This window comes from Chryseobacterium viscerum, from assembly GCF_002899945.2.
Taxonomy (GTDB): domain Bacteria; phylum Bacteroidota; class Bacteroidia; order Flavobacteriales; family Weeksellaceae; genus Chryseobacterium; species Chryseobacterium viscerum.
Map to the genome: position 1 here is coordinate 533304 of NZ_PPEG02000003.1, position 25117 is coordinate 558420.

At 37.3% G+C, this 25117-nt stretch carries 23 protein-coding genes; 13 read left to right on the forward strand and 10 right to left on the reverse strand.

Annotation, left to right across the window (positions count from 1 at the left end; translation table 11 throughout):
• The first annotated feature begins 1 nt into the window (after position 1).
• Genes bglX through C1634_RS08980 form a run of 3 tightly spaced genes read left to right on the forward strand, consistent with a single transcriptional unit; the run spans position 2 to position 4557 of the window.
• Positions 2 to 2224, forward strand: a complete 2223-nt coding sequence (gene bglX / locus C1634_RS08970) for a beta-glucosidase BglX (protein ID WP_103233888.1) — start codon at positions 2 to 4, stop codon at positions 2222 to 2224.
• Positions 2225 to 2267: 43 nt separating this feature from the next.
• The gene (locus C1634_RS08975; protein WP_103233889.1) at positions 2268 to 3077 is read left to right on the forward strand and encodes a glycoside hydrolase family 16 protein; all 810 of its coding nucleotides are present in this window, start codon (positions 2268 to 2270) and stop codon (positions 3075 to 3077) included.
• A gap of 40 nt (positions 3078 to 3117) precedes the next feature.
• Positions 3118 to 4557, forward strand: coding sequence for a glycoside hydrolase family 30 protein (locus C1634_RS08980; RefSeq protein WP_109738264.1), 1440 nt, complete (start codon positions 3118 to 3120; stop codon positions 4555 to 4557).
• A 78-nt stretch (positions 4558 to 4635) separates the two neighbouring features.
• Here C1634_RS08980 and C1634_RS08985 read toward each other — a convergent pair whose 3' ends face one another.
• From C1634_RS08985 to C1634_RS09000, 4 genes are all read right to left on the reverse strand, one after another.
• Positions 4636 to 4791: a T9SS type A sorting domain-containing protein gene (locus C1634_RS08985; RefSeq protein ID WP_103233891.1), complete on the reverse strand. Its 156-nt coding sequence runs from the start codon at positions 4789 to 4791 to the stop codon at positions 4636 to 4638.
• A gap of 18 nt (positions 4792 to 4809) precedes the next feature.
• On the reverse strand, positions 4810 to 6510 hold the full coding sequence (locus C1634_RS08990) for a DUF3472 domain-containing protein (RefSeq protein WP_103233892.1): 1701 nt from the start codon (positions 6508 to 6510) through the stop codon (positions 4810 to 4812).
• 229 nt (positions 6511 to 6739) lie between these two features.
• Positions 6740 to 7549 (reverse strand): enoyl-ACP reductase FabI, encoded by an 810-nt coding sequence (locus C1634_RS08995; protein ID WP_103233893.1) that lies wholly within the window; start codon positions 7547 to 7549, stop codon positions 6740 to 6742.
• 119 nt (positions 7550 to 7668) lie between these two features.
• Positions 7669 to 7968, reverse strand: coding sequence for a hypothetical protein (locus C1634_RS09000; RefSeq protein WP_103233894.1), 300 nt, complete (start codon positions 7966 to 7968; stop codon positions 7669 to 7671).
• A gap of 138 nt (positions 7969 to 8106) precedes the next feature.
• On the opposite strand from C1634_RS09000, the gene C1634_RS09005 reads away from it, so the two are divergent.
• The gene (locus tag C1634_RS09005) at positions 8107 to 8664 is read left to right on the forward strand and encodes a DNA-3-methyladenine glycosylase I (RefSeq protein WP_103233895.1); all 558 of its coding nucleotides are present in this window, start codon (positions 8107 to 8109) and stop codon (positions 8662 to 8664) included.
• Positions 8665 to 8919: 255 nt separating this feature from the next.
• Positions 8920 to 10197: a hypothetical protein gene (locus C1634_RS09010; protein WP_109738265.1), complete on the forward strand. Its 1278-nt coding sequence runs from the start codon at positions 8920 to 8922 to the stop codon at positions 10195 to 10197.
• Between the two features lie 75 nt (positions 10198 to 10272).
• Here C1634_RS09010 and C1634_RS09015 read toward each other — a convergent pair whose 3' ends face one another.
• From C1634_RS09015 to C1634_RS09025, 3 genes are all read right to left on the reverse strand, one after another.
• The gene (locus C1634_RS09015) at positions 10273 to 10539 is read right to left on the reverse strand and encodes a hypothetical protein (protein WP_109738266.1); all 267 of its coding nucleotides are present in this window, start codon (positions 10537 to 10539) and stop codon (positions 10273 to 10275) included.
• 312 nt (positions 10540 to 10851) lie between these two features.
• Positions 10852 to 11706 carry a nucleoside phosphorylase gene (locus C1634_RS09020; RefSeq protein ID WP_103235454.1) on the reverse strand — a complete coding sequence of 285 codons (855 nt, stop codon included), beginning with the start codon at positions 11704 to 11706 and terminating at the stop codon, positions 10852 to 10854.
• A 23-nt stretch (positions 11707 to 11729) separates the two neighbouring features.
• A complete protein-coding gene (locus C1634_RS09025; RefSeq protein ID WP_103235455.1) occupies positions 11730 to 12215 on the reverse strand; it encodes a hypothetical protein in 486 nt (161 codons plus the stop codon).
• A 232-nt stretch (positions 12216 to 12447) separates the two neighbouring features.
• Here C1634_RS09025 and C1634_RS09030 point away from each other — a divergent pair, with 232 nt between their 5' ends.
• The 3 genes from C1634_RS09030 (at position 12448) to C1634_RS09040 (ending at position 17839) form a co-directional block, all read left to right on the forward strand.
• Complete coding sequence (locus tag C1634_RS09030) at positions 12448 to 14277, forward strand: cytochrome-c peroxidase (protein ID WP_109738267.1); 1830 nt, start codon at positions 12448 to 12450, stop codon at positions 14275 to 14277.
• 451 nt (positions 14278 to 14728) lie between these two features.
• A complete protein-coding gene (locus C1634_RS09035; protein ID WP_103234035.1) occupies positions 14729 to 16882 on the forward strand; it encodes an alkaline phosphatase PhoX in 2154 nt (717 codons plus the stop codon).
• A gap of 57 nt (positions 16883 to 16939) precedes the next feature.
• Positions 16940 to 17839, forward strand: a complete 900-nt coding sequence (locus tag C1634_RS09040; RefSeq protein ID WP_109738268.1) for a leucine-rich repeat domain-containing protein — start codon at positions 16940 to 16942, stop codon at positions 17837 to 17839.
• Positions 17840 to 17841: 2 nt separating this feature from the next.
• On the opposite strand, the gene C1634_RS09045 is transcribed toward C1634_RS09040, so the two are convergent.
• The gene (locus C1634_RS09045; RefSeq protein WP_109738269.1) at positions 17842 to 18165 is read right to left on the reverse strand and encodes a translation initiation factor; all 324 of its coding nucleotides are present in this window, start codon (positions 18163 to 18165) and stop codon (positions 17842 to 17844) included.
• A gap of 341 nt (positions 18166 to 18506) precedes the next feature.
• On the opposite strand from C1634_RS09045, the gene gpmI reads away from it, so the two are divergent.
• From gpmI to C1634_RS09070, 5 genes are all read left to right on the forward strand, one after another.
• Entirely contained in the window at positions 18507 to 20048 is a 1542-nt protein-coding gene (gene gpmI / locus C1634_RS09050) for a 2,3-bisphosphoglycerate-independent phosphoglycerate mutase (protein ID WP_103234038.1), read from the forward strand.
• A 150-nt stretch (positions 20049 to 20198) separates the two neighbouring features.
• On the forward strand, positions 20199 to 21176 hold the full coding sequence (locus C1634_RS09055; protein ID WP_103234039.1) for an acyl-ACP desaturase: 978 nt from the start codon (positions 20199 to 20201) through the stop codon (positions 21174 to 21176).
• Between the two features lie 96 nt (positions 21177 to 21272).
• Positions 21273 to 21704 carry a BT0820 family HAD-type phosphatase gene (locus C1634_RS09060; protein ID WP_109738270.1) on the forward strand — a complete coding sequence of 144 codons (432 nt, stop codon included), beginning with the start codon at positions 21273 to 21275 and terminating at the stop codon, positions 21702 to 21704.
• A gap of 160 nt (positions 21705 to 21864) precedes the next feature.
• A complete protein-coding gene (map, locus tag C1634_RS09065) occupies positions 21865 to 22674 on the forward strand; it encodes a type I methionyl aminopeptidase (protein ID WP_103234041.1) in 810 nt (269 codons plus the stop codon).
• Complete coding sequence (locus C1634_RS09070) at positions 22674 to 23441, forward strand: class I SAM-dependent methyltransferase (protein WP_103234042.1); 768 nt, start codon at positions 22674 to 22676, stop codon at positions 23439 to 23441. Before map ends, C1634_RS09070 begins: the two co-directional genes overlap by 1 nt.
• 246 nt (positions 23442 to 23687) lie before the next feature.
• On the opposite strand, the gene C1634_RS09075 is transcribed toward C1634_RS09070, so the two are convergent.
• Together C1634_RS09075 and C1634_RS09080 are read right to left on the reverse strand one after the other, a co-directional pair.
• Positions 23688 to 24020 (reverse strand): DMT family transporter, encoded by a 333-nt coding sequence (locus C1634_RS09075; protein ID WP_103234043.1) that lies wholly within the window; start codon positions 24018 to 24020, stop codon positions 23688 to 23690.
• Positions 24021 to 24450: 430 nt separating this feature from the next.
• Positions 24451 to 25014, reverse strand: a complete 564-nt coding sequence (locus tag C1634_RS09080; RefSeq protein ID WP_103234044.1) for a Crp/Fnr family transcriptional regulator — start codon at positions 25012 to 25014, stop codon at positions 24451 to 24453.
• Positions 25015 to 25117: the final 103 nt, after the last annotated feature.

A 25117-nucleotide genomic window follows, 5' to 3' on the forward strand; every position in this document is an offset into this window, starting at 1 on the left:
AATGAAAAGAGCATATTTTTTACTGGCATTTTCCACATTAGGAATGAATGTTTACGGACAGAAGACCATTGATCAGAAGGTAGCAGAGCTGCTTTCTAAAATGACTTTGGAGGAAAAAGTTGGGCAAATGGTCCAGTATAGCGGGTTTGAATATGCTACTGGACCCCAGCAGTCTAATTCAGCGGTTGTTTTGGAAGAAATTAAAAAAGGGAAAGTAGGCTCTATGCTGAATGTAGCAGGCTCAGAGGAAACCAAAGCATTTCAGAAGCTGGCGATGCAGTCAAGGATGAAAATTCCTTTACTGTTCGGGCAGGATGTTATCCATGGATACCGTACTACATTTCCTGTGAATCTGGGACAGGCAGCAAGCTGGGATCTGGGAATGATCGAAAAGTCAGAAAGAATTGCTGCAACGGAAGCTTCGGCTTATGGTATTCACTGGACTTTCGCTCCAATGGTAGATATCGCCAGAGATCCGAGATGGGGAAGAGTAATGGAAGGTTCCGGGGAAGATACCTATCTGGGAACAAAAATAGGATTGGCGAGGATCAAAGGATTTCAGGGCAGAGGGTTAGGAAGTCTTGATGCTGTGATGGCATGTGCAAAACACTTTGCTGCATATGGTGCAGCTGTAGGAGGAAGAGATTACAATTCTGTGGATATGAGTCTCAGACAACTGAATGAAACGTATCTTCCACCATTCAAAGCTGCCGCAGAAGCAGGAGTAGCTACTTTTATGAATTCCTTCAACGATATCAATGGAATTCCGGCGACTGCTAATCAATACATCCAGAGAAATCTTTTAAAAGGAAAATGGAATTATAAAGATTTTGTAGTTTCAGACTGGGGGAGTATTGGAGAAATGATTCCTCATGGTTATGCTAAAGATGCCAGTGAAGCCGCTGAGAAAGCAATTCAGGGCGGAAGTGATATGGATATGGAAAGCCGTGTTTACATGGCAGAGCTTCCAAAGCTGGTGAAAGAAGGAAAAGTAGATCCAAAACTGGTAGATGATGCAACCGCGAGAATTTTAACCAAAAAATTTGAAATGGGGCTTTTCGACGATCCTTATAGATTCAGCAGTGAAAAAAGACAGAAAGAACAGACCGATAATCAGGAGAACAGAAAATTTGGAAGAGAATTTGGATCAAAAAGTATCGTTCTTCTTAAAAACCAGGGAAATATTCTTCCACTTTCAAAAACGACAAAAACAGTTGCTCTGATTGGTCCTTTTGGGAAAGAAACGGTGGCAAATCACGGTTTCTGGTCTATCGCTTTCAAAGATGATAACCAAAGAATTGTTTCGCAGTTTGACGGAATTAAAAATCAACTGGATAAAAATTCCACTTTATTATATGCAAAAGGATGTAATGTTGATGATCAGGACAAAACTCAATTTGCAGAAGCGATAGAAACGGCAAAAAAAGCTGATGTTGTCATCATGACATTAGGAGAAGGCCATGCCATGAGTGGTGAAGCGAAAAGCAGAAGCAATATCGGGTTTACAGGCGTTCAGGAAGATTTATTGAAAGAAATTGCTAAGACTGGTAAGCCGATCATTCTGATGATCAATGCAGGAAGACCTTTGATTTTCAATTGGGCTTCAGACAATATTCCTACAATTGCATATACATGGTGGTTGGGAACTGAAGCAGGAAACTCCATTGCAGATGTTCTGTTTGGGACTGTGAATCCTGGAGGGAAACTTCCGATGAGCTTTCCGAGAACAGAAGGGCAGATTCCTGTGTACTACAATCATTATAATACAGGAAGACCGGCAAAAAATAATACAGACAGAAACTATGTTTCAGCCTATATAGATCTTGATAATGATCCAAAATATCCGTTTGGATACGGATTAAGCTACACCGATTTTAAATATTCTGATATGGTTTTAAATTCGGCAAGCCTTACAGGAAACCAGACTTTGAATATCAGTGTTACCGTTTCCAACACAGGGAAATATGATGGTGAAGAAGTGGTACAGCTTTATATCAGGGATCTTTTCGGAAAAGTCGTGCGACCTGTAAAAGAATTGAAAGGGTTCCAGAAAGTATGGATCAAAAAAGGAGAAAGTAAAAAAGTAGAGTTTAAACTGACACCGGAAGATCTGAAATTTTTTGATGACGATTTGAATTTTGACTGGGAAGGCGGAGAATTCGATATTATGATCGGAACCGATTCTCAGCATGTACAGACCAAAAGAATTAATTGGGTGAAATAAGCTCCATTCAATAGGAGTGGGCTTTAGCCAAAACTTAATACACATGAAAATCAAATTCAGAAATATAATCAGGATAAATGCAGCAGGAATTTTCTTCCTTTCTGTCCTCCATTGTGCCTCAACCCAACCTGACTCTGGCAGAGCTCTGATTTGGAATGATGAGTTCAACGATAAGGGCCTTCCTGATTCATTAAAATGGAATTACGATGTAGGTGGAGGAGGCTATGGTAATGAAGAAGCTCAGTTTTATACAAAAAAAAGACTTGAGAATGCCAGAATGGAAAAAGGAAATTTGGTCATTGAAGCCAGAAAAGAAAATTGGGAAAACAATACATATACTTCTGCAAGACTTTTAACCAAAGGAAAATTCTCTTTTCAATATGGAACAATAGAAGTGAGAGCAAAGCTTCCCAAAGGTCGTGGAACATGGCCGGCAATATGGATGATGAGCGAAAATATGAAGAAATGGCCGGATGACGGTGAACTGGATATTATGGAGCATGTGGGTTTCAATCAGGGATATATACATGCTTCTGTTCATACTAAAAAATACAACCATATTCAGGGAACGCAGAAAACAGACACGCTGATTATAAAGGATGCCAGCGAACAGTTTCATGTCTATAAAGCAGACTGGACACCGGAAAAGATAGACGTTTATATTGACGATCAGAAATTTTTCACCTACCGGAATAAGGAAAAGAACTATGAATCATGGCCTTTTGACCAGCCTTATTTTATCATTTTAAATCTCACCATAGGCGGAATGTGGGGCGGAAAAGAAGGGATCGATGATACTATTTTTCCACAGAAGTATTACATAGACTACGTAAGAGTCTATCAAAATAAATAATGAAAATGAGGACCAGAAGGGTCCGGAAACAGAAAAAATCATGAGAAAACTAATTGTAAGTTGTTTTTTAGTAGGCGTTGTCATCAATGTCAATGCTCAGAATTATTGGAAAAAGAATGAAGGGAAAACAGCTAAAGTAATCCTTACCAACTCCAAAGTAAATGAGAAGATGGTGGATAAAGGTGCCGTTAAGTTTGAACAGTTTGGACAGCCCAAAGAAACGGATGCCTGTATTTTTGTGGCTCCCAATTTTAAATATCAGAAACTGATAGGAATTGGTGGCGCTATTACAGATGCATCAGCAGAAACTTTTTATAAAATGCCAAAGAATAAGCAGAAAGAAATTCTGGATGCTTATTTTGGAAAAAATGGATTGGGATATACCGTTGTCCGCACCAATATGAATTCCTGTGACTTCTCCAGTGATTCTTATACCTATGTAGAGGATAATGATACTTCGCTGAAGACCTTCAACGTTGCCCATGATGAGAAGTATAAGATTCCTATGATTAAAGAAGCTCAGAAAGCTATAGGAAATAATTTTACATTCTATTTCTCTCCCTGGAGCCCACCGGCCTGGATGAAATCAAACAAAAGCTTATACAAAGGAGGAAGATTAGAAAACGAATATTATCAGACCTGGGCAGATTATTATATCAAATTCATTAAAGAATACGAAAAAAGAGGAATTAATATCTGGGGACTGACCGTTCAGAACGAACCAATGGCTACCCAAAGCTGGGAATCATGTATCTACACCGCTGAAGAAGAAGGTGAATTTCTGAAAAAGAACCTCGGACCAACCCTTTGGAAAAACGGATATAAAGATAAAAAAGTAATGATCTGGGATCACAACAGAGACCTGATCTATCAGAGAGCAACCACAACATTAAGTGATCCTGAAACATCAAAATACGCCCATGGAATCGGGTATCACTGGTATGAAACATGGAATAATAAAACCCAGCTTTTTGACAATTTAGCAGAAACTCACAGAGCTTTTCCGGATAAATTCCTGGCCTTTACCGAAGGATGTAAAGAACAGTTCAGTATGGATAAGATCTATGATGTAAGCCTGGGAGAACTGTACAGCAAAAATATGCTGAATGATTTCAATAAAGGAAACGCTTTATGGACCGATTGGAATATTCTTTTGGATGAAACCGGAGGACCTAACCATAAAGGAAACTTCTGTTTTGCTCCCATTATTGCGGATACCAAAACAGGAGAGGTATTCTACACCTATGAATACTATTATATAGGACATGTTTCAAAATATATCAAACCGAATGCTCAGAGAATAGGAAGTTCTTCCAACAGAGCTGCATTGACATCTTCTGCATTTATGAACGAAAACGGACAGCTGGTAACTGTTATTATGAACGATTCCGACAATGATATCGATACCAATCTATGGATTGAAGGAAAGGCTGCCAGGCTGAATGCTCCGGCACACTCTATACAGACCGTAATTTTATAATATCATATTAATATTATTTTTGACAGAATCGGCGGCCTCGAAGAGGCCGCCGATTCGCTTATCATGTATCGGTATAAGTTATTGTACAGAAAACTTACCGGAAATCGTTCCATTGCTGTTTTGAGCATTATAGAAATAGATTCCGGTTCTCATGCCTGAAGTAGAGATGATTGTTTTGCCTGCTTTCGCCTGTTGGGATTTTATCGTTAATCCTTCTGCATTCACTAGAGTCAGCTCATAAGTACTTCCGTTTTAAGGAAGACTGATGGTTAGGTTTTCACCTTGTTTTACGGGATTAGGATAAGCGGTAGAAGTAATCTCCTGTTTCGCAGAAATAGTGGATGTTGCAGTTATTACCTGCTCAAGAACCCATTGGTGATTCACTCCTGCCGGACCGTTCATATCCTGATCCCAGATGTTGATATTGGTACCTGAAGTTTGTGAGTTGGCAGGATTATCCATTGCTTTCATCGTAGATAATGCGGTTCCTATGACAAGGGTGTTTGATAGGTAAGGTCTTAATACCCATTGTTGATTATTACCACCATGTTTTGGGTATTGCACCAACGTAGTACCGTTGTTTATATTGGATGCGGGAACATCAATCGCTAAACCTGAAGCACGATTGATAATGATATAATTATTTCCTGTTTTTTCCAGTTTCCATTGTTGGGCGAGGCTGCTGTTAAAAGGATATTGAACCATTTTGGTATTGGCTGCAGCACTGTAATTAGCAGGGCTTATGTATTGGCTGCTTCCCACACATTTTATTCGGTAATAGGCATTCGGATCAATAGTAGGGGCGGTTACAATAGTATTGATCGTTAAATTATTATATCCAAAATTGGAAGTTTGTTTAAAAATATCTTCCAAGACAACACTCACATAATATTTCCCTGGTTGGGAATTCGCAGGAAGCGGTACCTGGGCACTTCTCTGATCTGGGCGAATCCCTGTAATCACAGCTACAGGAGTATAAGAATTTGCCCAGCTGGCTTCTGTATATAATGAAACTTTATAGGAAAACTGCGGGCTTGTGGTTTCTGAGTTAACCCAATTTACATTCACTGTATTATTGGAAGTATTATAAGATGGAGTAACGGTAGTCACAGTAACAGGGGTCGTTGTGGCAGGTTTTGTACCATCCTGAGTGATTCCGTTGAATGTTACCGAACCACCTGCAGGTGCCGGAGTTGTACCACACGAAGTTACCTTGATCGCTGTATTGTTGAAAGCTGCTTCTGCTCCCCACGATCCTGTTCCGGCCGAAGCGGTATACCGTGAAGGTTTCGACCAACTTCCCTGTGCATTCATACTCCAGAAATTTCTGAAATATCCGCAGCGGGTGGCTTTGCTGGCCGCCGAGTTCCAGTTTTCTACAAAACCTCCCAATTTGGTTCCTGTAAATTTCGCATCGTTTTCAGGGGTCACAATGGTGACATAATGTTTCCATTTTCCTGTACCATAATCAAACATAAAAAATCCAATTCTGGTTTTTCCGTCACCGGTAGACCATCTTCTCACGACAGTGGCATACCAGATTCCGGGAGTCCATGGCATTGGATTATCCGTGTGAAGACCTGTTCCTTCTCCTCCGAAACCATCTACAAAAGTATTGGGAGCCGTATATTCTGTAGTACATTGCGGTACGTTGGTATCCTGCAAATCCCACATTGAAAAAATGTTATTGTAGATTTCGTTCTGTTTGTACTGAATTCCTGCATATCCGCCTCGCGGACCCAAAGAAAAATTCAGAGTAGAGTAATAGGTATTAACCTTTTTGCAAGTGTTGTCTGCCATTACTTCAGAATACCAGAGTTCACCGGAATTAGCCATATCAAAGCCTTCAAGATAAGGACCCCAGCTTGGGCAGGTCTGAGCATTGGAGGCATTGAAAAACGAAGATGCAGCAATAAGCAATATTGCAGCACAAGATTTAATTTTTTTTTCCATAAAATAAGTGGTTTGGTAATACTAATTTATGGATATTTTGAATATTTAATAAATATTTTGAATGAATATTATGTATATTTTGGAGTAAATGATTGAATCTGGTTATATTGATGAAATATATTTTTTTATTGTAATGGTTATCATAAAAAAAGCAATGCATCATGAATGCATTGCTTGTATTGAATAGGATTGCTCCTTTATTGTATTGAAAAAATAATCTTTCTGATTATTATTCTACATCATATTTGCTGATTACTTTCTGAGTAACCCCTGAACTGCTGAATCCACCATCATGGAAAAGGTTTTGCATGGTTACTTTTTTAGTAAGATCAGAGAATAGCGTTACACAGTAGTCTGCACATTCAAGAGCTGTAGCGTTTCCTAGTGGAGACATATCTTCTGCATATCCAAGGAATCCTCCGAAACCTTTCACACCACTACCTGCTGTAGTCATTGTAGGAGACTGAGAAACAGTATTTACACGTACTTTTCTTTCACCCCAATAGTTTCCGAAAGTTCTTGCAATACTTTCCAGATACGCTTTGTTATCAGACATATCATTGTAATCCGGGAATGTTCTTTGAGCAGCAATATAACTAAGTGCCAAAATACTTCCCCATTCGTTCATACAGTCTTTTTCCCATGCTACACGCATTACTTTATGGAAAGAAACAGCTGAAATATCCCAACCTTTTTCCAACCAATCGTAGTTCATTTCTGTATAATGTTTTCCTTTTCTTACATTGATAGACATACCAATAGAATGAAGGATAAAGTCGATTTTTCCAAATTTGGCAACAGCGGCATCAAAAAGTTTTTCAAGATCTTCTATAGAAGTAGCATCAGCACCTATTACTTCAGAACCTGTTTTTTCTGCTAAATCATTAAGCTCTCCCATTCTCAAAGCAATTGGAGCATTAGATAAGATAAATTCAGCACCCTCCTCATGGCATCTCTCAGCAACTTTCCATGCGATAGATTGTTCATTAAGGGCTCCAAAAATAATTCCCTTCTTGCCTTTAAGTAAACCGTATGACATAATTTTTTAATGTTTATTATAATACAAATGTAGCAATAATTGTGGTTATGACATAATAAAAATGGAGCCTTATCAATTTAAGACTCCATTTTATTGAAAATATTTATATGACTGAAATACTAATTTGTTTTCTTATTCCATTCTGCCTTTACATCCTCTGCCGCATCTTTGGTTTTTTCCCATGCTTCATCTGCTTTATCCTTAATATCTTCCCAGGCATCGGATACATTAGCTTTTACCTTATCTAACCAGTCTTCCTGATTGGCCTCCTGATCATTACTTCTCTTTTCATTGATAAAATCTTTGGCCTTGTCTGCCAATTCATTGATTTTCCACTTCGTTTTGTCTGCTGCATTCTGTATAGAATTTTCTACATTGTTTACTGCATCTTCCGCTTTGTTATACTCTGAATTGTTCATAATACTGTAAATTTTAATTTGGTATCAGTAATTAAACAATAACCATTCCTAAAATTAGAGGTCTCTGTTAAATTTTTCATAATCTTATGTTATAATTTTCCAAATCAGGCTTACCTTTAGATAACAAAATAGAGTATTATGGAAAAAATACGTTGTGGATGGTGCGAAAAAGATGATCTCTACAGAAAATATCATGATGAAGAGTGGGGAAGACCCATCTATGACGACGAAACAATATTTGAATTTCTGATTCTTGAAAGTTTTCAGGCCGGACTGAGCTGGTATACTATTTTGGCTAAAAGAGAAAATTTCAGGAAAGCTTTTGACCATTTTGATTATAAAAAAATAGCAGCCTACCCTGATAAAAAGATCGAAGATCTGATGAATGATTCCGGAATCATCAGAAACAGACTTAAAATTATGGCTACCGTTACCAATGCACAGAAATTTATGGAAGTTCAGGAAGAATTTGGAAGTTTTTCCAGCTATATCTGGGACTTCATAGGCGGAAAGCCAATTGATAAAAGACCCGAAACTCTAGCCGATGTTCCTGCCACAACAGAGATTTCCGATCTTATTTCCAAAGATCTCAAAAAAAGAGGGTTCAAATTTGTTGGTTCAACGGTAATTTATGCTCATATGCAAGCGACCGGAATGGTGAATGATCATATAAAAAGCTGTTTTACGAGAAAATAATACTTATACTTTATTCATTTTTTAGTGATGTTTATTAATAATAATACAATTCTAAAAACTAAGCAGAAAATTAGAGATATCCGTAAAGGCTTATGAATACATCATTTGATAACTACTTGATATTTAAACATTTTTCATTGTATGGTGATTAAGGTTTATTTTAATCACTATAATGTGTTTTTAATTATGATTTTATCAATAAAATAGGTATATTATTGAAAATTTGTATATTTGCATCCTCAAAAAAAGCAGATAATGCATAAAAACTATAAACTACAATACACTCTTCTTTTATTATTCTTTAATTATTTTATATATGCCCAGGTTGGGATAGGAACTCCTAATCCGACGCCTTCAGCCATGCTGCATATTAATGCCAGCAATAAAGGGGTACTCCTTCCAAGTATTGCTTTGGCAAGCACAACAGACAATACTACAGTGCCTTCACCGGCGGACGGGCTTATCGTATGGAACAATGGAAATGCAGCTTTAAAAGATGTTGGGTTTTATTATTGGTTTGAATCAAAATGGAACAAAATTTTAACGAATGGCGGTGATCCCACTAAAATAGATAACGGCACAAGCTGGAACCTTACAGGAACTAACGCAGGGAATTACGGAGGAGCAAATACCACGCTGGCATTAGGAACAAAAACATATGACGATCTGATTTTCAAAGTGAATGCATTAACGGCCGGAAGATTAGGCGTTGACAATTCTGTAAGCCTGGGAATAGGATCTACTGCAGGGCAGAACGGTATTGCTATTGGGAGTGCAAGCGCTGTATTTATGGGAATATCTATTGGAAGTGCAACAACAGTTTCCGGGAATGAAGCTTTAGCTGTCGGAAATAAATCGACTGCAGGAGGTTTCAGATCTACCGCAATTGGATTTCATGCACAAACCAGCAGTAACGAATCTGTTGCCGTTGGAAATAACTCTTCTGCGGATGGATTTCAGTCTATCGCACTAGGATATAACGCGAAAACGAATACAAATAGCGAAACTGCTTTAGGATATAATGCAGTAACAAATAGCCAAAACTCAACGGCTTTAGGCTCTGGCGCTAATGCATTGGGACAATATTCAACAGCAGTAGGATACGGGGCAACTACTTCACAGGCCAATGCCATTGTTCTGGGAGATAATAATGCAAATGTAGGGATTGGGACTGGTGCTCCGAATACTTCTGCGAAGCTGGATGTAAACGGACAGTTTAAATTGGGGGAAAAGGGAAGTGTGCAGAAAAACCAGATCAGTTTTGAAGCATGGCCGGGAATATCCATCAATAATTTGCCGCCAGGAAAATCGACAACAATTGATATTCCGGTTCCGGCAGGATATCAGCCTGGTTCTACAAGAGCTGTTGTCGTGGTTTCTCCAGCGGGAGACTTTCTGGGAAACTCTTCATTTTCTATCTCGAATCCAAGAATGACTTCCACGTCCAGTATTACCATTAATCTTACTAATATCTCAGGAAGTGCCAGTGGTTTGTACTCCGGACATTTTTATGTGATGATCAATGAGTTTTAAATAATAGGTTTTTTTATTATAATTGATATGGTGTTAAGGGCTTCCGACTGGAAGTCTTTTTTATTGTTATCAATTTTAATTAAGCTTACGGGACTGAAGTTCCTTACGGGCATCTTGCCAGCTTTTCCTTATAATAAGATATAATGGAAAGAAAGCTAAAGGAAGCGGAGTAATTCCATTGAACCCTTTCTTTATGGTGACATAGATACAGGCTGCTAACAGCAATCCCAGAATAATGCAAAAAGAAATATGGGCTGCGGAACGTTTTTTTTCTTCTTTTGTAAGTTCCTCAATGGAGAGTTCTGAAAGCTTATTCGTTTCCGGCTGCTTAGTGTTTTTCATGTTCAATGGTTAGTTTTTGATTGAGCTAAAATAATAAAATAATCATAGCCCGAAATAGAATCTGAAACAAAAATAAAGTCTGGCTCTATAAAGCGGTTTTAATCTTCCGGGTGATTAATGCACAGAAAAATATATCGATGCAAAAGAGTTTGAAGCAAAAGGATCAGTATTTTTAACAGAATAAAATTCAATAGGAACGGGCTTTAGCCTGTTTGCTAATACAATAATAAACCATTGGCTTTAGCCAAAACCTATAAAAAAACTCCGGAAATAACTTCCGGAGTTTTTTTATTTAAATGTAAACAAAAGTGATTACTTAATAATTCTTTCCAATACCCAATCAATAAGGTTTTTCTCAGAAGCATGGTGGTCTGCTGAGAACTCACCGCGTCTTCTATTGGCAATAACGTTGTTTACCGTGATTGCTTTGTGTCCTAATAATTTTGAAAGAGCGTAGATCGCAGAAGTTTCCATCTCAAAATTGGTAACTCCAAGATCATTCAATGTTTCTAAAAACTTATCATCCACTGCTTTTAGACGAAGCTGTCTTCCCTGTGGAGCATAGAACCCCGGGAATGTTGCTGTATTTCCGTGGTATTTGGCGTCTTTGTAATAGTCACCCATTTCTTCTGCCCAGTCTGAGAAGTAAAGCATCGGCTTTATTTTTTCATAAGGAAATTTCTCCATGAAGCTTTTAGAAAACTCATTTTCAAAGTTATAATCCTGATAGAAATGCATCAATCCGTCTAATCCTACTACATTCTGAGTAACCAACATATTATCAACCTGTACATCCGGGTTTACACTTCCACAAGTTCCCATACGGAAAAGTTCAAGGGCTTTGTGCTCAGTTTTAAACTCTTTGTTTTTAAGATCGATATTCACCAAAGCATCAAGCTCGTTCATGACGATATCGATGTTTTCAGTTCCGATACCGGTTGACATTACGGTAATTCTTTCTCCACGAAGCGTTCCTGTATGCGTATAGAATTCTCTTTTATTTTTTTTGATCTCTACGGTATCAAAGTATTTTGAAACTTTTGCCACTCTGTCCGGGTCACCTACAAGGATGATTTTGTCAGCAATATCTTCAGGGAGAAGATTCAGGTGGTATACACTTCCGTCTTCATTCAGAACAAGTTCTGAGGCAGCAAGTTTGTTTAGCATAATATGTATATTTTTTGTTTTTTTTAATTAATCATAATAGCGTCTTTGTAAGGAGATGCCATAACCTCGTAGATGTCATTATATTCTTCTACAATCCTTTTCTGGCCGTTCATGACCTCGTATACAGTAACGACAGTTTTTTCAATGTTTTTAGGATCTTTTCGTTGTGAAGTGATTTCGTAGAAATGATCATCTTTTTTAAGAATAGAAACCAATTCTTCTTTTGTGGAGTTGTTGGAAGTCATCATTCCAGGGAAATCCATAAGGATATTGTTAAGGTCAGTATACGTTTTATAAGGTTTGGTTACCCCATTGGAATATACATAAACATTAGGAATTTCTTTATCCTTCTCAAGGCGGACCAAATAATAATCAGAACCTCTTTTCTCTGCATATACAGCCATTTCCTGCTGCTTTCCGGATTGTTTTTCCGGTTGCTTTTTCTTCTGTGAAAATGCAGTCATAGAAAGGAAACTTGCCGTGACAGCAAACCATAGTTTTGTTTTCATAATACTATCTTAGTTTTTTTGATGTGTTGAATTTAATGTAAAAAAATCCTCTCCCAATAATCTCCCGCCATTATTTTTACCGGTATTTTGAAAAACCGTTTCCTTTAGAATAATGAATTTGATTTCGGGGTTTAAAATTAGTAAAAAATATTGTATCAGAAATATAAACATTATTTAATCTGCTATTAAAACTGAGATAACATCAAAGTAATACTTTTGCCGCTAAAAATTAATGAGATCTTACCCACTGCTTGTAATTATCCTTCTGATAGGATTTGCAGTAATGTCTTTTAATCCTGTTTATAAAGGAATAGAAAGTGAAAATACATTTGTCAATAAAGGATTAACCGACTTTAAAAGCAAGCTTGAGCAGCTGAAATCAGATGTTGATAAGTTCTCTGAAGACCGCATTTCCCTTGAAGAATTACAGAAATCCCTGAGCAGTACAAGAAATTCATTTAAGGAAATAGAATTCTATATCGCCTACCATTATCCTGAATTTTCTAAAACCCACCTTAATGCAGCTCCTTTGTTTCATATTGAAGCTGCGGGAACTTCGGCATATACACTTCCTCCCGAAGGATTGCAGGTGCTGGATGAACTTATATTTTCAGAGGAGGCAGAAAATGAGAAAGAAAAGATTAAAACCATTACAGCCTTTTTATACAACAGCTATTCCGGGTTTTATTTAAGTGCTTTAAAAAACGGTTTGAGTAAAGGAAACAACAGAACTTTACCCTTAAGGATAGAACTGATCAGAATATACTCACTTGGAGTGTCAGGTTTTGATACTCCCGGATCTTTGAACATTTCTGAGGAGACAAGCCATGCGCTTTCAGGGATGCAGAAATATATTAATGATGATCCTTATTTTAAAAATTATAATACTGAAAAAGCCAATCAGACTTTAACAGAAGCAATCAGTTATCTTTCAAAAAATACCGATTTTGAAACTTTTGACAGAATTGAATTTTATAAAAAATACATACAGCCATTGTATGAAGAATTAGGAAAATGGGACGGAAGACCTGATGATCTGAAAGAATTTTCCGGCTGGAATGTTGGAAATAAAAACTTTTTCAGCAGTGATTTTTTAGATCCATATTTTTATACCTTATTGAAATCTTCAGAAGATAACCCTGACCTCCGAAACCTTGGGAAATCTATTTTCTATGACCAGAATTTGAGTGGTAACGGAAAAATGAGCTGTGCAACCTGCCATCTTCAGGAAAACGCCTTTACAGATCTTAAAGCAAAATCACAAAGCAATGTAGAAGGAAAAACAGTTTTGAGAAATTCACCTTCTTTATATAATGCTGTTTTTGCCAAGAGGTTTTTCTATGACCTCCGTGCTTTTTATCTTGAGCAGCAGGCAGAACACGTTATTTATAATGATCAGGAATTCAACACAAGCTATGAAAGCATTATTCAGAAGCTAAAAACAAAACCTGAATATAAAAAAGCATTCCGTACCGCTTTCAAAGACGGAAAGATCAGCAAAGAGAATTTTTCCAAAGCATTAAGTTCATATGTCGCTTCATTGTATTCGTTTGACAGCGACTTTGACCGCTTTATGAGGAATGAAAAAGAGGTGTCTGATGATGTGAAAAAAGGATTCAATCTGTTTATGGGAAAAGCCAATTGTGCAACCTGTCACTTTGCGCCTCACTTTTCAGGACTGGTGCCCCCATTTTTTAATGAAAATGAATCTGAAGTACTGGGAATAACGACCAGACCGATCAAACAGCTTCCTGTGGAACTTGATCAGGATTTAGGAAGGGGAAACAGTCCTGTGAAAAAGGAGAAATCATGGATTTACGACTATTCTTTCAAAACGGTAACAGTGAGAAATATTGCCCTTACCAAACCCTATTTTCATAATGGAGCTTTCAACACATTGGAAGAAGTTCTGGATTTTTATAATGAAGGAGGTGGAGAAGGATTAGGATTAAAAATGAAAAACCAAACCCTGGCCGCGGATAAGTTAAACCTCACAGAAACAGAAATGAAACAGATTATATCCTTTCTGAATGCTCTTACCGATGTGAGTAAAGCGAAATAGGTAGCTATGTTGGAGGGTTTGAGAGTTGTAGAGTTGGAGGGTTAGAGAGTTTGGGATGCAGGAGATAATTATGTGATTGGGAGATTCAGATTGAAATGTAAGATTAAATAAAAATAAAAGATAAGCAGCTTGTTTAAAGCTCATCATTCCTGTATTTCTTCTAATCAGCATCAAAATTTCCTCCATTTCGAATCCCGAAACTCACCATCATACAAAACATATCCCGAAATCCGACAACTCGCCTCTCTAACTCTAAAACTCTCAAACCCTCCAACTCTCCAACTCCCCCCGCACCTCGCAACCCGAACCCCGCATTATTTAATAAAAAATTAATCCCCTTAACATTAGGTTTTTGATAATTTAATATTGGCTGATTTATATTTAAAGTCCTATTAACAGAGGGAAAGCTTTAAAAAAATAGTTTTGCAACGTCTAATAAATCTAATAAGAAATGAAAAGAAAACTACTAGCAATAGGAGCTTTGGCTGTACTTGCCAGTTCTGGTATTCAGGCGCAGACCTTTATATTCAACAAGAATGCGTCTTGGAACTACAAAGATAACAATCAGGCTCAGCCAGCCGGATGGAATGCTAAAACCTATGACATTTCAACATGGTCGGTAGGAGATGGTCCACTAGGATATGGAGATCCTGTAACTACAACGATCAATTCCGGGCTTACTACAGCTTATTTTGCTAAAGACTTTACCGTAGATCTTTCAACACTTTCCGATAATATGGAGCTTGGGGTAATGAGAGATGATGGTATCATAGTATACCTTAACGGTGAAGAAGTAGTTAGAGATAACATGCCTGCAGGTACGGTTACATTTAATACTTTCTCAACGACTACTATTGACGGGGCAGCAGAGAGTGTTTATAATCTTTTTTCTATTCCAAAATCAAAATTTGTAAACGGTGTCAACAGAATCTCTGTTGAATTACATAACAGAAGTGTAACCAGTTCAGATTTAAGAATTGATGCTTATCTGAAAACAACCACCAATACAACTATTCCTGTATCTTGTAACGGAACTCATATCAGCTGTTTTACTTCAATTGTACCTACAGCACAGACCAACAAACTGATTATCCCTGCTGAACATAAATACCAGCTTATTCTAAAAGAAGGGGACAGCTATACTGAAGGAGGAGGATTCGTAGGAGGCCAGAATGACTTTACAGGGTATGTTGCAAAAGCAGGAAGCAGTACCAACGGATATCTTTCTGTAAACCATGAAACAAATCCTGGAGGAGTTACCATGGCAGAGATCAACTATAATGCTACTTCAAAGCTTTGGCAGCTGACAAAATCTAGAGCGGTAAGCTTTTCAGATCCAAGTCTGGTACAAACCATCAGAAACTGTTCAGGAGGAGTTACTCCTTGGGGAACAATAGTGACAGCAGAAGAATCTGTTACTTCCAATGATGTGAACAATGATGGATATAAAGATTACGGATGGTTGGTAGAAATAGACCCGGCTACTGCTCAGGTTATCTCTAAAAACACTAACGGGACAAAAGGCAAGCTTTGGCAGATGGGGATCATGAACCATGAAAACGTGGTGATCAACAATGCTGGAACTGTGGCTTACTATGGGGAAGATGGAGGTACTCATATGGTGTACAAATATGTAATGGATACTCCCAATGATCTTTCTTCAGGAAACCTTTATGTTCTAAAATTAGATCAGGGATTATCTGCGGCAGGAGATCCGGTAGGAACTACAGCAACTTGGGTTCAGGTTCCGAATAAAGAAAAAGCCGATCAGAACAATACTAATAATAATGCTTTATCAGTAGGAGGAACAAAATTCAACGGAGTAGAAGATGTTGACATCAGCCCGTTGGATGGAAAAATCTATTTTACCGCAAAAGGATTAGACAGAGTATATCGTCTTCAGGATAACGGAACTACAGCTTCTCAGGTAGAAACATTTGTAGGAGGAGGTTCTTCTGTATATTCTTTCAATACCGCTCAGGGAACGAAATCTGAAGCTTGGGGAGACGGAAATGACAACCTTACTTTCGATGAACTTGGAAACCTTTGGGTACTTCAGGATGGAGGTAAAAACTATATCTGGGTAATTGCTCCGGATCATACACAGACCAACCCTAAAGTAAGATTATTTGCTTCTATGCCGGCAGGTTCAGAACCTACAGGATTGACATTTACCCCTGATCACAAATTTGGTTTCTTCTCTATTCAGCATCCGGATTCAACGATCTCTACAGATATTGATGCAACAGGGAATACCATTGATTATAAAGGAAAATCAGCAACAATCGTAATTGCACTTAAAAATAACTTAGGAATTGAAGGTTCTTTAGGAACTATTGACAACCATACTGCAGAAAATACAGTAACAGTAGCCCCTAACCCAACTTCCGGAATCGTAAAAATCAATTCACCAAAAGGATTGAAAGATATTTCTGTGACAGCTTACAGCATGGATGGGAAAATCGTTTATACGAAGAAATTCAATGGGACAAACAAAGTATTAGACCTTGATTTCACTCAACAGTTAGAAGGATCCCGTGTTTTAGTTTTAAATATTGAAGCAGAAGGAGGATTCCAGAAAACTGTTAAACTTTTAAAGAAATAAATTATTTATAATTCTTGTCTGTCGGCAGCCTCGGTTGCTGGCAGACGTTTTATCTTTATGAAAAAGCTTTTCTTACTTATTTCCATTCTTTCACTTTCCCAGATCAAAGCACAGATTGATCCGGTGAAGTATCCCACTTTTACCAATGTCGAAGATGCTTTAAACAGTAAAAAAACGGTCTACAGTATGAGTTTCAGAGAGAAAGGTCTCTTTAATCTTCCTCCTCAGATCGTTAAGCTGGAATCATTATTCTTTTTGAATATCATGGCCAATAAGCTTGAAAAGATGGATCAGGAACTCTTTGCATTAAAAGAGCTGGAAATTTTAAATGTGAATGAAAACAGCATTAAATATATTCCGGATGAGGTAAGTAATCTTAAGAAACTGACCACTTTTTCAATGAATCTGAACAGCCTGACAAGCATTAATCCTAATCTTGCAAAGCTTCAGAACTTAAAGGTAGTACATTTCGATGCCAACAACCTGAATACCTTTCCCGAAGCCTTAATGGAAATTCCGACGCTGGAAGAGATTAATCTTCAGGGAAACCAGATCAGCTTTATAGCAGATAGACTTGATCAGATTAAAAATCTGAAGTTTTTAAATCTTTCCGATAATCAGATCAATGATTTAGGGAATTTATCTTTTCCTAGAAATCTAAAATATCTTGAGCTGCAGCAGAACTCAATCACCAGGCTTCCGGAAAATCTGTTCAAATCTCAGCATCTTGAATTTCTGAATGTAAGTGGAAATAATATCACGGAAATTTCACCCAAAGTAAAAGGGCTGAAAAATATTGTCAGCATGAATCTGGCCAATAACAATCTGAAAGATATTCCTGTAGAAATCAAACAGCTGAAAAACCTGAAAACCTTGATTCTTACAGGAAATCCTATAGAAAAATCTACAATTGAAAATTTAAAAACCTTACTTCCGGAGACCCAGATCTATTTCTAGATCTATCCGCCAACACGTTTGGTTTTATATCCCATTTCTTTAAGGATATTCATTATTTTATCACGGTTATCCCCCTGAATGATAATCGTCCCATCCTTCTCAGAACCGCCTATACCCAGGGTGGTTTTTATTTTCTTTGAGATTTTTTTCAATTCTTCCTCACTGCCTTCCCAACCTTCAACAACCGTCACAGGCTTGCCATTTCTCCCTTTTTTCTCAAACTTGCATACCAAAGGCTCTTTCTGCTTGAATTGCTCTTCAGGCATCTCAAAATCCTGCTCATCATGATCAGGAAAAAGATTCTTCAATTGATCTCGTAAATCCATACCGCAAAATTAAAAAGATTTACTGAGTAATTGACTGAAATAACCAACGAAATTTCAATTTTTCAACCCTGTCAAGGTTTAAAACCTTGACAGGGTTCCGGGAATGTAAAAAAGCTGAGTAGAATAGAGGTGACAACCCCATTGTGATATCAGAAAAAATCTGAGATTTTTCACAACTTAAGTGAACTTCTATGCAATCATCATGTCACTTAAAATAGCTTAAGTGTTAAAAAGCTTTTGCCCTTTTATGATAATAAGATCAGCCATCAATAAAATTCAAGACTTCAAATTCTTCTATTCATAGGAAATTAGGTAAATTTGTACAACAAAAGTTTTACAAAATGTCAAAAAAAGCAATACTGGCAATTCTTGACGGATGGGGATTGGGAACAAACCCTAACGTTTCTGCAATAGACAAAGCAAATACACCATTCATAGACAGCTGTTACAAAAAATTTCCACATACTACACTTGAAGCAAGTGGTCTGGCTGTGGGACTACCAGCGGGGCAGATGGGAAATTCTGAAGTAGGACACATGAACCTGGGAGCCGGGAGAGTCGTTTACCAGAACCTTGTTAAACTCAACATGGCTGTTGAAAACGGAACACTGGGCCAGGAAAAAGTGATTCAGGATGCTTTTGAATATGCCAAAAGAGAAAATAAAAAAATACACTTTATCGGATTGGTTTCCAATGGAGGAGTACACTCACATATCAATCACTTAAAAGGATTACTGACTGCCGCAAAAAACTTTGGTTTGAATGACAACGTTTTTGTTCATGCATTTACCGATGGTAGAGACTGTGATCCGCATTCAGGATTTGGATTTATTGATGAGCTTCAGAAGCATATGGAAGCGACTACAGGAAAACTGGCAACAGTAGTAGGAAGATACTATGCGATGGACAGAGACAAGAGATGGGAACGTGTAAAACTGGCTTATGATGCCCTTGTAGAAGGAATAGGAGAGCCAACAACGGATGCTTTGGCAGCGATTAAGGCTTCTTATGATAATAATGTGACCGATGAGTTCCTGAAACCCATTATTTTAATGAATACGACAGCGACAGGAAATATAGTTCCGGTAGCAAAAATCATTGATAATGACGTGGTGATCTGTTTCAACTTCCGTACAGACAGAGGTAGAGAGATTACAGAAGTTCTTTCCCAGAAAGATTTCCCGGAGTACTCCATGAAAAAGCTGAATCTTTATTATGTCACCCTGACAAACTATGATAAGACATTTCAGAATGTACAGGTCGTTTTTGACGAAAATGTATTGACGGAAACAATGGGTGAAATTCTTGAAAAAAATGGAAAAACCCAGATCAGAATTGCAGAAACTGAAAAATATCCTCACGTTACTTTCTTTTTCTCAGGAGGAAGAGAAGAAGAATTTGAAGGGGAAAGAAGACTGCTGTGCCCAAGTCCAAAAGATGTTCCTACGTATGATTTAAAGCCGGAAATGTCAGCTTATGATATTACCAATGCCATCGTACCAGAATTGGAACAGGGAACTGCTGATTTTGTTTGCTTAAATTTTGCCAATACAGATATGGTAGGGCATACAGGGGTTTTTGAAGCTGCTGTAAAAGCTGCTGAAGTTGTAGACCAGTGTATTGAAAAAGTAGCAACAGCTGCTTATGAAAACGGATATGCTGTTTTCATTCTTGCAGACCACGGAAACTCTGATGTAATGATCAACGCAGACGGAACTCCTAATACCCAGCACTCAACAAATCTGGTTCCTTTTATCGTAATGGATAAAGAGCATACTTGGAACCTAAAGCCCGGAAAATTAGGAGATGTAGCCCCTACAATCCTTAATGTAATGGGGGTTAAAATACCAGATACAATGACAGGAGAAGTTTTAGTTAACTAAAATTCAATAATATTGTTAAAAGAATGCCGTTATACTTTTGTAGCGGCATTTTTTTTATGACTTATGTCAGATAAGGTATGACTTGCATACTTTATTATGCGCTAAATAATAAATAAATCATATCTTTGTAACTTAAAACTGAATAGTAAAATGTATCAAAAGCTTGTAAGGAAAGAAGTAATGGGAATATTGGAAAAGGAAGTAGGTTCTTTTCTTGATAAATTTTTAACGCCAATTGAAAAAATCTGGCAGCCTTCCGATTATTTACCAGATCCTTCAAGTGATGAATTCAAACACGATTTAGAAGAAATTCAGACTTTTGCTCGTGAAATGCCTTATGATCTTTTCGTAACACTGATTGGAGACTGTATCACAGAAGAAGCACTTCCTTCTTATGAGTCTTGGTTGATGGGAGTTGATGGAATCAATCAGGAAGGAAAATTAGGTTGGGCCAATTGGGTAAGAGCATGGACTGCAGAAGAAAACAGACACGGAGATTTATTAAACAAATATCTTTATCTGTGTGGAAGAGTAAACATGAGAGAAGTAGAAATTACGACTCAATACCTGATCAATGATGGTTTCGACTTGGGAACAAGTATGGATCCGTATAGAAATTTCGTCTACACAAGCTTCCAGGAAACAGCAACCAATATTTCTCACAGAAGAGTAGGGACGCTTGCAAAACAATCCGGAAACGGAAAACTGGCAAAAATGTGTGGGGTAATTGCTGCAGATGAAGCAAGACACGCTAAAGCATACAAACATTTCGTTGCTAAAATTCTTGAAATAGACCCTTCAGAAATGATTCTTGCCTTCGAAGATATGATGCGTAAGAAGATTGTAATGCCGGCTCACCTGATGAGACAATCAGGGCAGAAGGCAGGAGAACTTTGGGGACATTTCTCAGATGCAGCACAAAGATGTATGGTATACACTGGTCATGATTATATCAATATCATGAAAGACCTTTTAGATGAATGGAAAATTGAGCATGTGAAAGGACTTACAGAAAAAGCAGAAAAAGCTCAGGAATATCTGATGAAGCTTCCTGCAAGACTACAGAAGATCACAGACAGGGTTTCTACTCCAGATCTTCAGTTTCAGTTCAGCTGGGTAAAGAAATAATTGATTTACATATTATTTAAATTATAAAAGTATTGAGTGCCTTTCTTTTGGGCACTCTTTTTATTTCTTATCTTTGCAAAAGCTAAAAAAAACAAAATGTTAAATAATAAAAAGATTGCTGTTGACTTTGACGGAACGATTGTAGATGACGCTTACCCGGCAATTGGAAAAGCGAAAACTTTTGCTTTCGAAACATTAAGAAGACTCCAGGCCGAAGGTTTCAGACTTATTCTTTGGACTTACAGACACGGAAAAACATTAGATGAAGCCGTAGAATTTTGCAAAAAAAACGGAATAGAATTTTATGCAGTGAATTCAAGCTTTGAAGGAGAAGTTTTTGACTCTGAGACTCAATCCAGAAAATTAGATGCAGACTGGTTCATTGACGACAGAAATTTAGGTGGATTCCCAGGCTGGGGTGAGATCTACAATATTATTCAGGAAAGAATAGAATTCCGTGTAGAAGGAAAAGAAGTTCTTGCCTATTCAAAACTTAAAAAAGAAAAGAAAAAAGGACTTTTCTGGTAAGATATAGAAGGTAGAAGCTAGATTTGAGATGTTAGTTTTTTAATATCAAATGCTTCTGATTTTTATAATTTATGATAGAAAGTTCATAAGATGATGGGAAGCAAAATAAGCGTAACGCTGTATCTGGCTTCTAACATCTAATATCTAACATCTATATACAATGATTCAATTAAAAACGATAGACGAATTACGTCTGATGAAGGAGAGCGCCCGTTTGGTTTCTAAAACATTGGGAATGTTGGCAAAAGAAATTAAACCAGGGATTACAACCTTATATTTGGATAAATTGGCTCATGATTTTATTAAAGATCATGGTGCTGAACCTGCATTTTTAGGATATGGAGGATTTCCAAACTCTTTGTGTATCTCTCCAAATGAGCAGGTAGTTCATGGTTTTCCAAATAAGGAAGAAATAAAAGAAGGAGATGTTCTTTCTGTAGACTGTGGGGCTATTCTTAACGGTTTCGTAGGAGATCATGCGTATACTTTTGAAATTGGAGAAGTGAAGCCGGAGGTAAAGAAGATGCTTCAGGTTACCAAAGAATCTCTTTACAAAGGTATTGAGCAATGTGTCAGAGGAAAAAGAATAGGAGATATCTCCCATGCAATTCAGGCTCATTGTGAGAAAGAAGGATATGGAGTGGTAAGAGAGCTTGTAGGACACGGTTTGGGAAGAAAAATGCACGAAGATCCACAGGTTCCTAACTACGGAAGACAGGGAAGTGGAAAAATAATTAAAGACGGTTTAGCAATTGCTATTGAGCCCATGATCAATCTTGGAACAGAGAAAGTGAAATTCCATAGCGATGGCTGGACGGTAACAACGTTGGATAATATGCCATCTGCTCACTTTGAACATGATGTAGCGGTGATCAATGGTAAGCCGGTATTGCTTTCAACATTTGAATATGTGTATGAAGCTTTAGGGATTGTAAGTGATGAAGAAAAGCAGTTCCAACTGGATTTTTAATGAAAAAGTTAACGAAGCTTTTACTGAATAAAATACCACGTCCGATGCTTATTAAGATGAGCATTTGGGCAAGACCGCTTATCTATCAGTTTTTCAAAGGAGATCAATTCTTTGACCCTATTGACGGAAGATCTTACAGGAAATTCCTTCCGTATGGATATGGAAAACAGAGAGAAAATGCTCTTTCTCCCGGAACATTAAGTCTGGAGAGACACCGCCAGATGTGGCTGTATCTTCAGAACGAAACTGATTTTTTCATTAAAAATTATAAAGTTCTGCATATTGCTCCGGAACAGGAATTTTTAAGGAAGTTCAAGAGAATGAGTAATCTGAACTATATTTCGGCAGACTTATATTCTCCGATTGTTGATGTGAAGGCTGATATTCTGGACTTACCTTTTGAGAATGAAACGTTCGATATTATTTTCTGTAACCATGTTCTGGAACATATCGAAGATGATGCAAAGGCAATGAGTGAGCTGTACAGAGTAATGAAGCCAGGAGGGTGGGGAATTCTTCAGGTTCCGATGAAAAATTCTTTGGAGAAAACCTATGAAGATTTTACCATCAAAGATCCTAAAGAACGCCAGAAACACTTTGGACAATATGATCATGTCCGTTGGTATGGAATGGATTATTTTGACCGTTTAAGAAAGGCAGGCTTTGAAACAGAACCAAATTTCTACTCCCAGAAGTTTCCGGAAGATGAAATAAAAAAATACGGGTTAAGGCATAATGAGATCTTACCTTTAGTATATAAAAAATAAAACAAAACCCGTTTCAACTACTGAAACGGGTTTTTATATGAAGAATTACCAGTAAAAGGTTGAATGCTTATAAGAGTCGATTTAAATTTTTAGTGGATGTTTCCAGTCTTGAACTTTTGTATACTTTTGCTTCAAGGTAAAAGTATAAATAAGAAAAATAGATATTCAACCCTATAAAATAAAAAACCGCCTTCATTGCGAAGACGGTTTCCATTTTTAAATATAGATAGAAATGCATGCACTTTTCTAATGTGATGAAGACACAGCTTTCAAGCCTACTACAGAAGCAATAAGGGTTACAATAAAAAACACCCTCCAAAAACTAACGGGATCCTTAAAGAAGATAATTCCCATTAAAGCCGTTCCTACAGCCCCAATTCCCGTCCATACCGCATAAGCCGTACCGATGGGCAGTGTTTGAGTCGCTTTGATCAGTAAAACCATACTGATAGTCAATGTTACCAGAAAGCCTGCATACCAATAATAGGATTCCGTTCCGGAAGTTTCTTTTGCCTTTCCCAGACATGATGCAAAGGCAACTTCAAATAATCCCGCGATAACTAATATGATCCAATTCATTTTTTAAATTTTTCTACAGCAAAGTTCAGGATTTGTAAGGAGAAAAAATTTTACAATTGTTAAAAAATGAAGACGGCGGCAAAGAAGGAAGATGGGAGTTGGAAGCTGGAAGAAAGAACTGCAGACATAATATCAATATCAATATCAATATCAATATCAATAGGGGCGGACTTTAGTCCGCTTTCAATATAAACAATCATTCCTTTGGCTTTAGCCAAAACATAAGACTTTTTAAATCTTTCAATTCTTAAAACCTAAAGTTGGAAGCTGGAAGAATGAAGATGGATGTTATTGTCTCATATGATAATTAGTAAACATTTTTTAGATAAAGTTCGTAGAATCATTAATAAATAAAAATGAGCAAGATTCCTTAATGGACTATCATAACTTCCTTCTTCCATCATCCAGCTTCCATCCTCAAAATCAAAAATTATTTAATCTCAGCCCGGATTCTGCTCAAACTTACCTGGGTAATCCCAAGATAAGAAGCAATATAACCAAGCTGAACTCTTTTGAGTAAATCAGGCTGATAGGTGATAATGTCTTTATAGCGTTCCAAAGAAGTTTTGAACTGTCTTGAAATAATCAGTTCTTCAGATTTTATCATTTCTGCTTCTGCTAGTTTTCTTCCCCAGTTGGCAATATGAATATCTTCATTGAATAGTTTTCTGAGACTTTCTGTTTCCATTCTGTACAGATCACAGTCTTCCAGCAATTCGATGCTTTCATAGCCGGGTTTATCCTCTACATAGCTTTTCATAGAAAGAATACACTGGCCCTCACTTCCGAACCAGAACGTAATATCATTCTCAGCTGTTGAAGAGTATGCACGCGCAATTCCTTTTCTTATAAAATAGAGGTACGGAATCACTTTATCAGCTTCCATCAGGCAAAAGCCTTTAGGATGAGAAACCTCTGTGATACGTTCTTTTAAACTGTTTTTTGATGCCTCAGGAAGAAGGTAAATCTGGTCCAGAATCTGGTCTATATTCATAAAGATGAATTCTAATATTCAAAAGTATTGGTTTTAAATGGTTAAATAAGAGGATATTTTTGCCATATTTTAAATTATTTTCAAAATATATTAAAAATTAACA

What these genes read in the sequence shown, in the direction of transcription:
- bglX (WP_103233888.1), top strand. Translation starts at nt 2, where the DNA reads ATGAAAAGAGCATATTTTTTACTGGCATTTTCCACATTAGGAATGAAT.
- C1634_RS08975 (WP_103233889.1), top strand. Translation starts at nt 2,268, where the DNA reads ATGAAAATCAAATTCAGAAATATAATCAGGATAAATGCAGCAGGAATT.
- C1634_RS08980 (WP_109738264.1), top strand. Translation starts at nt 3,118, where the DNA reads ATGAGAAAACTAATTGTAAGTTGTTTTTTAGTAGGCGTTGTCATCAAT.
- C1634_RS08990 (WP_103233892.1), bottom strand. Translation starts at nt 6,510, where the DNA reads ATGGAAAAAAAAATTAAATCTTGTGCTGCAATATTGCTTATTGCTGCA.
- C1634_RS08995 (WP_103233893.1), bottom strand. Translation starts at nt 7,549, where the DNA reads ATGTCATACGGTTTACTTAAAGGCAAGAAGGGAATTATTTTTGGAGCC.
- C1634_RS09000 (WP_103233894.1), bottom strand. Translation starts at nt 7,968, where the DNA reads ATGAACAATTCAGAGTATAACAAAGCGGAAGATGCAGTAAACAATGTA.
- C1634_RS09005 (WP_103233895.1), top strand. Translation starts at nt 8,107, where the DNA reads ATGGAAAAAATACGTTGTGGATGGTGCGAAAAAGATGATCTCTACAGA.
- C1634_RS09010 (WP_109738265.1), top strand. Translation starts at nt 8,920, where the DNA reads ATGCATAAAAACTATAAACTACAATACACTCTTCTTTTATTATTCTTT.
- C1634_RS09015 (WP_109738266.1), bottom strand. Translation starts at nt 10,539, where the DNA reads ATGAAAAACACTAAGCAGCCGGAAACGAATAAGCTTTCAGAACTCTCC.
- C1634_RS09020 (WP_103235454.1), bottom strand. Translation starts at nt 11,706, where the DNA reads ATGCTAAACAAACTTGCTGCCTCAGAACTTGTTCTGAATGAAGACGGA.
- C1634_RS09025 (WP_103235455.1), bottom strand. Translation starts at nt 12,215, where the DNA reads ATGAAAACAAAACTATGGTTTGCTGTCACGGCAAGTTTCCTTTCTATG.
- C1634_RS09030 (WP_109738267.1), top strand. Translation starts at nt 12,448, where the DNA reads ATGAGATCTTACCCACTGCTTGTAATTATCCTTCTGATAGGATTTGCA.
- C1634_RS09035 (WP_103234035.1), top strand. Translation starts at nt 14,729, where the DNA reads ATGAAAAGAAAACTACTAGCAATAGGAGCTTTGGCTGTACTTGCCAGT.
- C1634_RS09040 (WP_109738268.1), top strand. Translation starts at nt 16,940, where the DNA reads ATGAAAAAGCTTTTCTTACTTATTTCCATTCTTTCACTTTCCCAGATC.
- C1634_RS09045 (WP_109738269.1), bottom strand. Translation starts at nt 18,165, where the DNA reads ATGGATTTACGAGATCAATTGAAGAATCTTTTTCCTGATCATGATGAG.
- gpmI (WP_103234038.1), top strand. Translation starts at nt 18,507, where the DNA reads ATGTCAAAAAAAGCAATACTGGCAATTCTTGACGGATGGGGATTGGGA.
- C1634_RS09055 (WP_103234039.1), top strand. Translation starts at nt 20,199, where the DNA reads ATGTATCAAAAGCTTGTAAGGAAAGAAGTAATGGGAATATTGGAAAAG.
- C1634_RS09060 (WP_109738270.1), top strand. Translation starts at nt 21,273, where the DNA reads ATGTTAAATAATAAAAAGATTGCTGTTGACTTTGACGGAACGATTGTA.
- map (WP_103234041.1), top strand. Translation starts at nt 21,865, where the DNA reads ATGATTCAATTAAAAACGATAGACGAATTACGTCTGATGAAGGAGAGC.
- C1634_RS09070 (WP_103234042.1), top strand. Translation starts at nt 22,674, where the DNA reads ATGAAAAAGTTAACGAAGCTTTTACTGAATAAAATACCACGTCCGATG.
- C1634_RS09075 (WP_103234043.1), bottom strand. Translation starts at nt 24,020, where the DNA reads ATGAATTGGATCATATTAGTTATCGCGGGATTATTTGAAGTTGCCTTT.
- C1634_RS09080 (WP_103234044.1), bottom strand. Translation starts at nt 25,014, where the DNA reads ATGAATATAGACCAGATTCTGGACCAGATTTACCTTCTTCCTGAGGCA.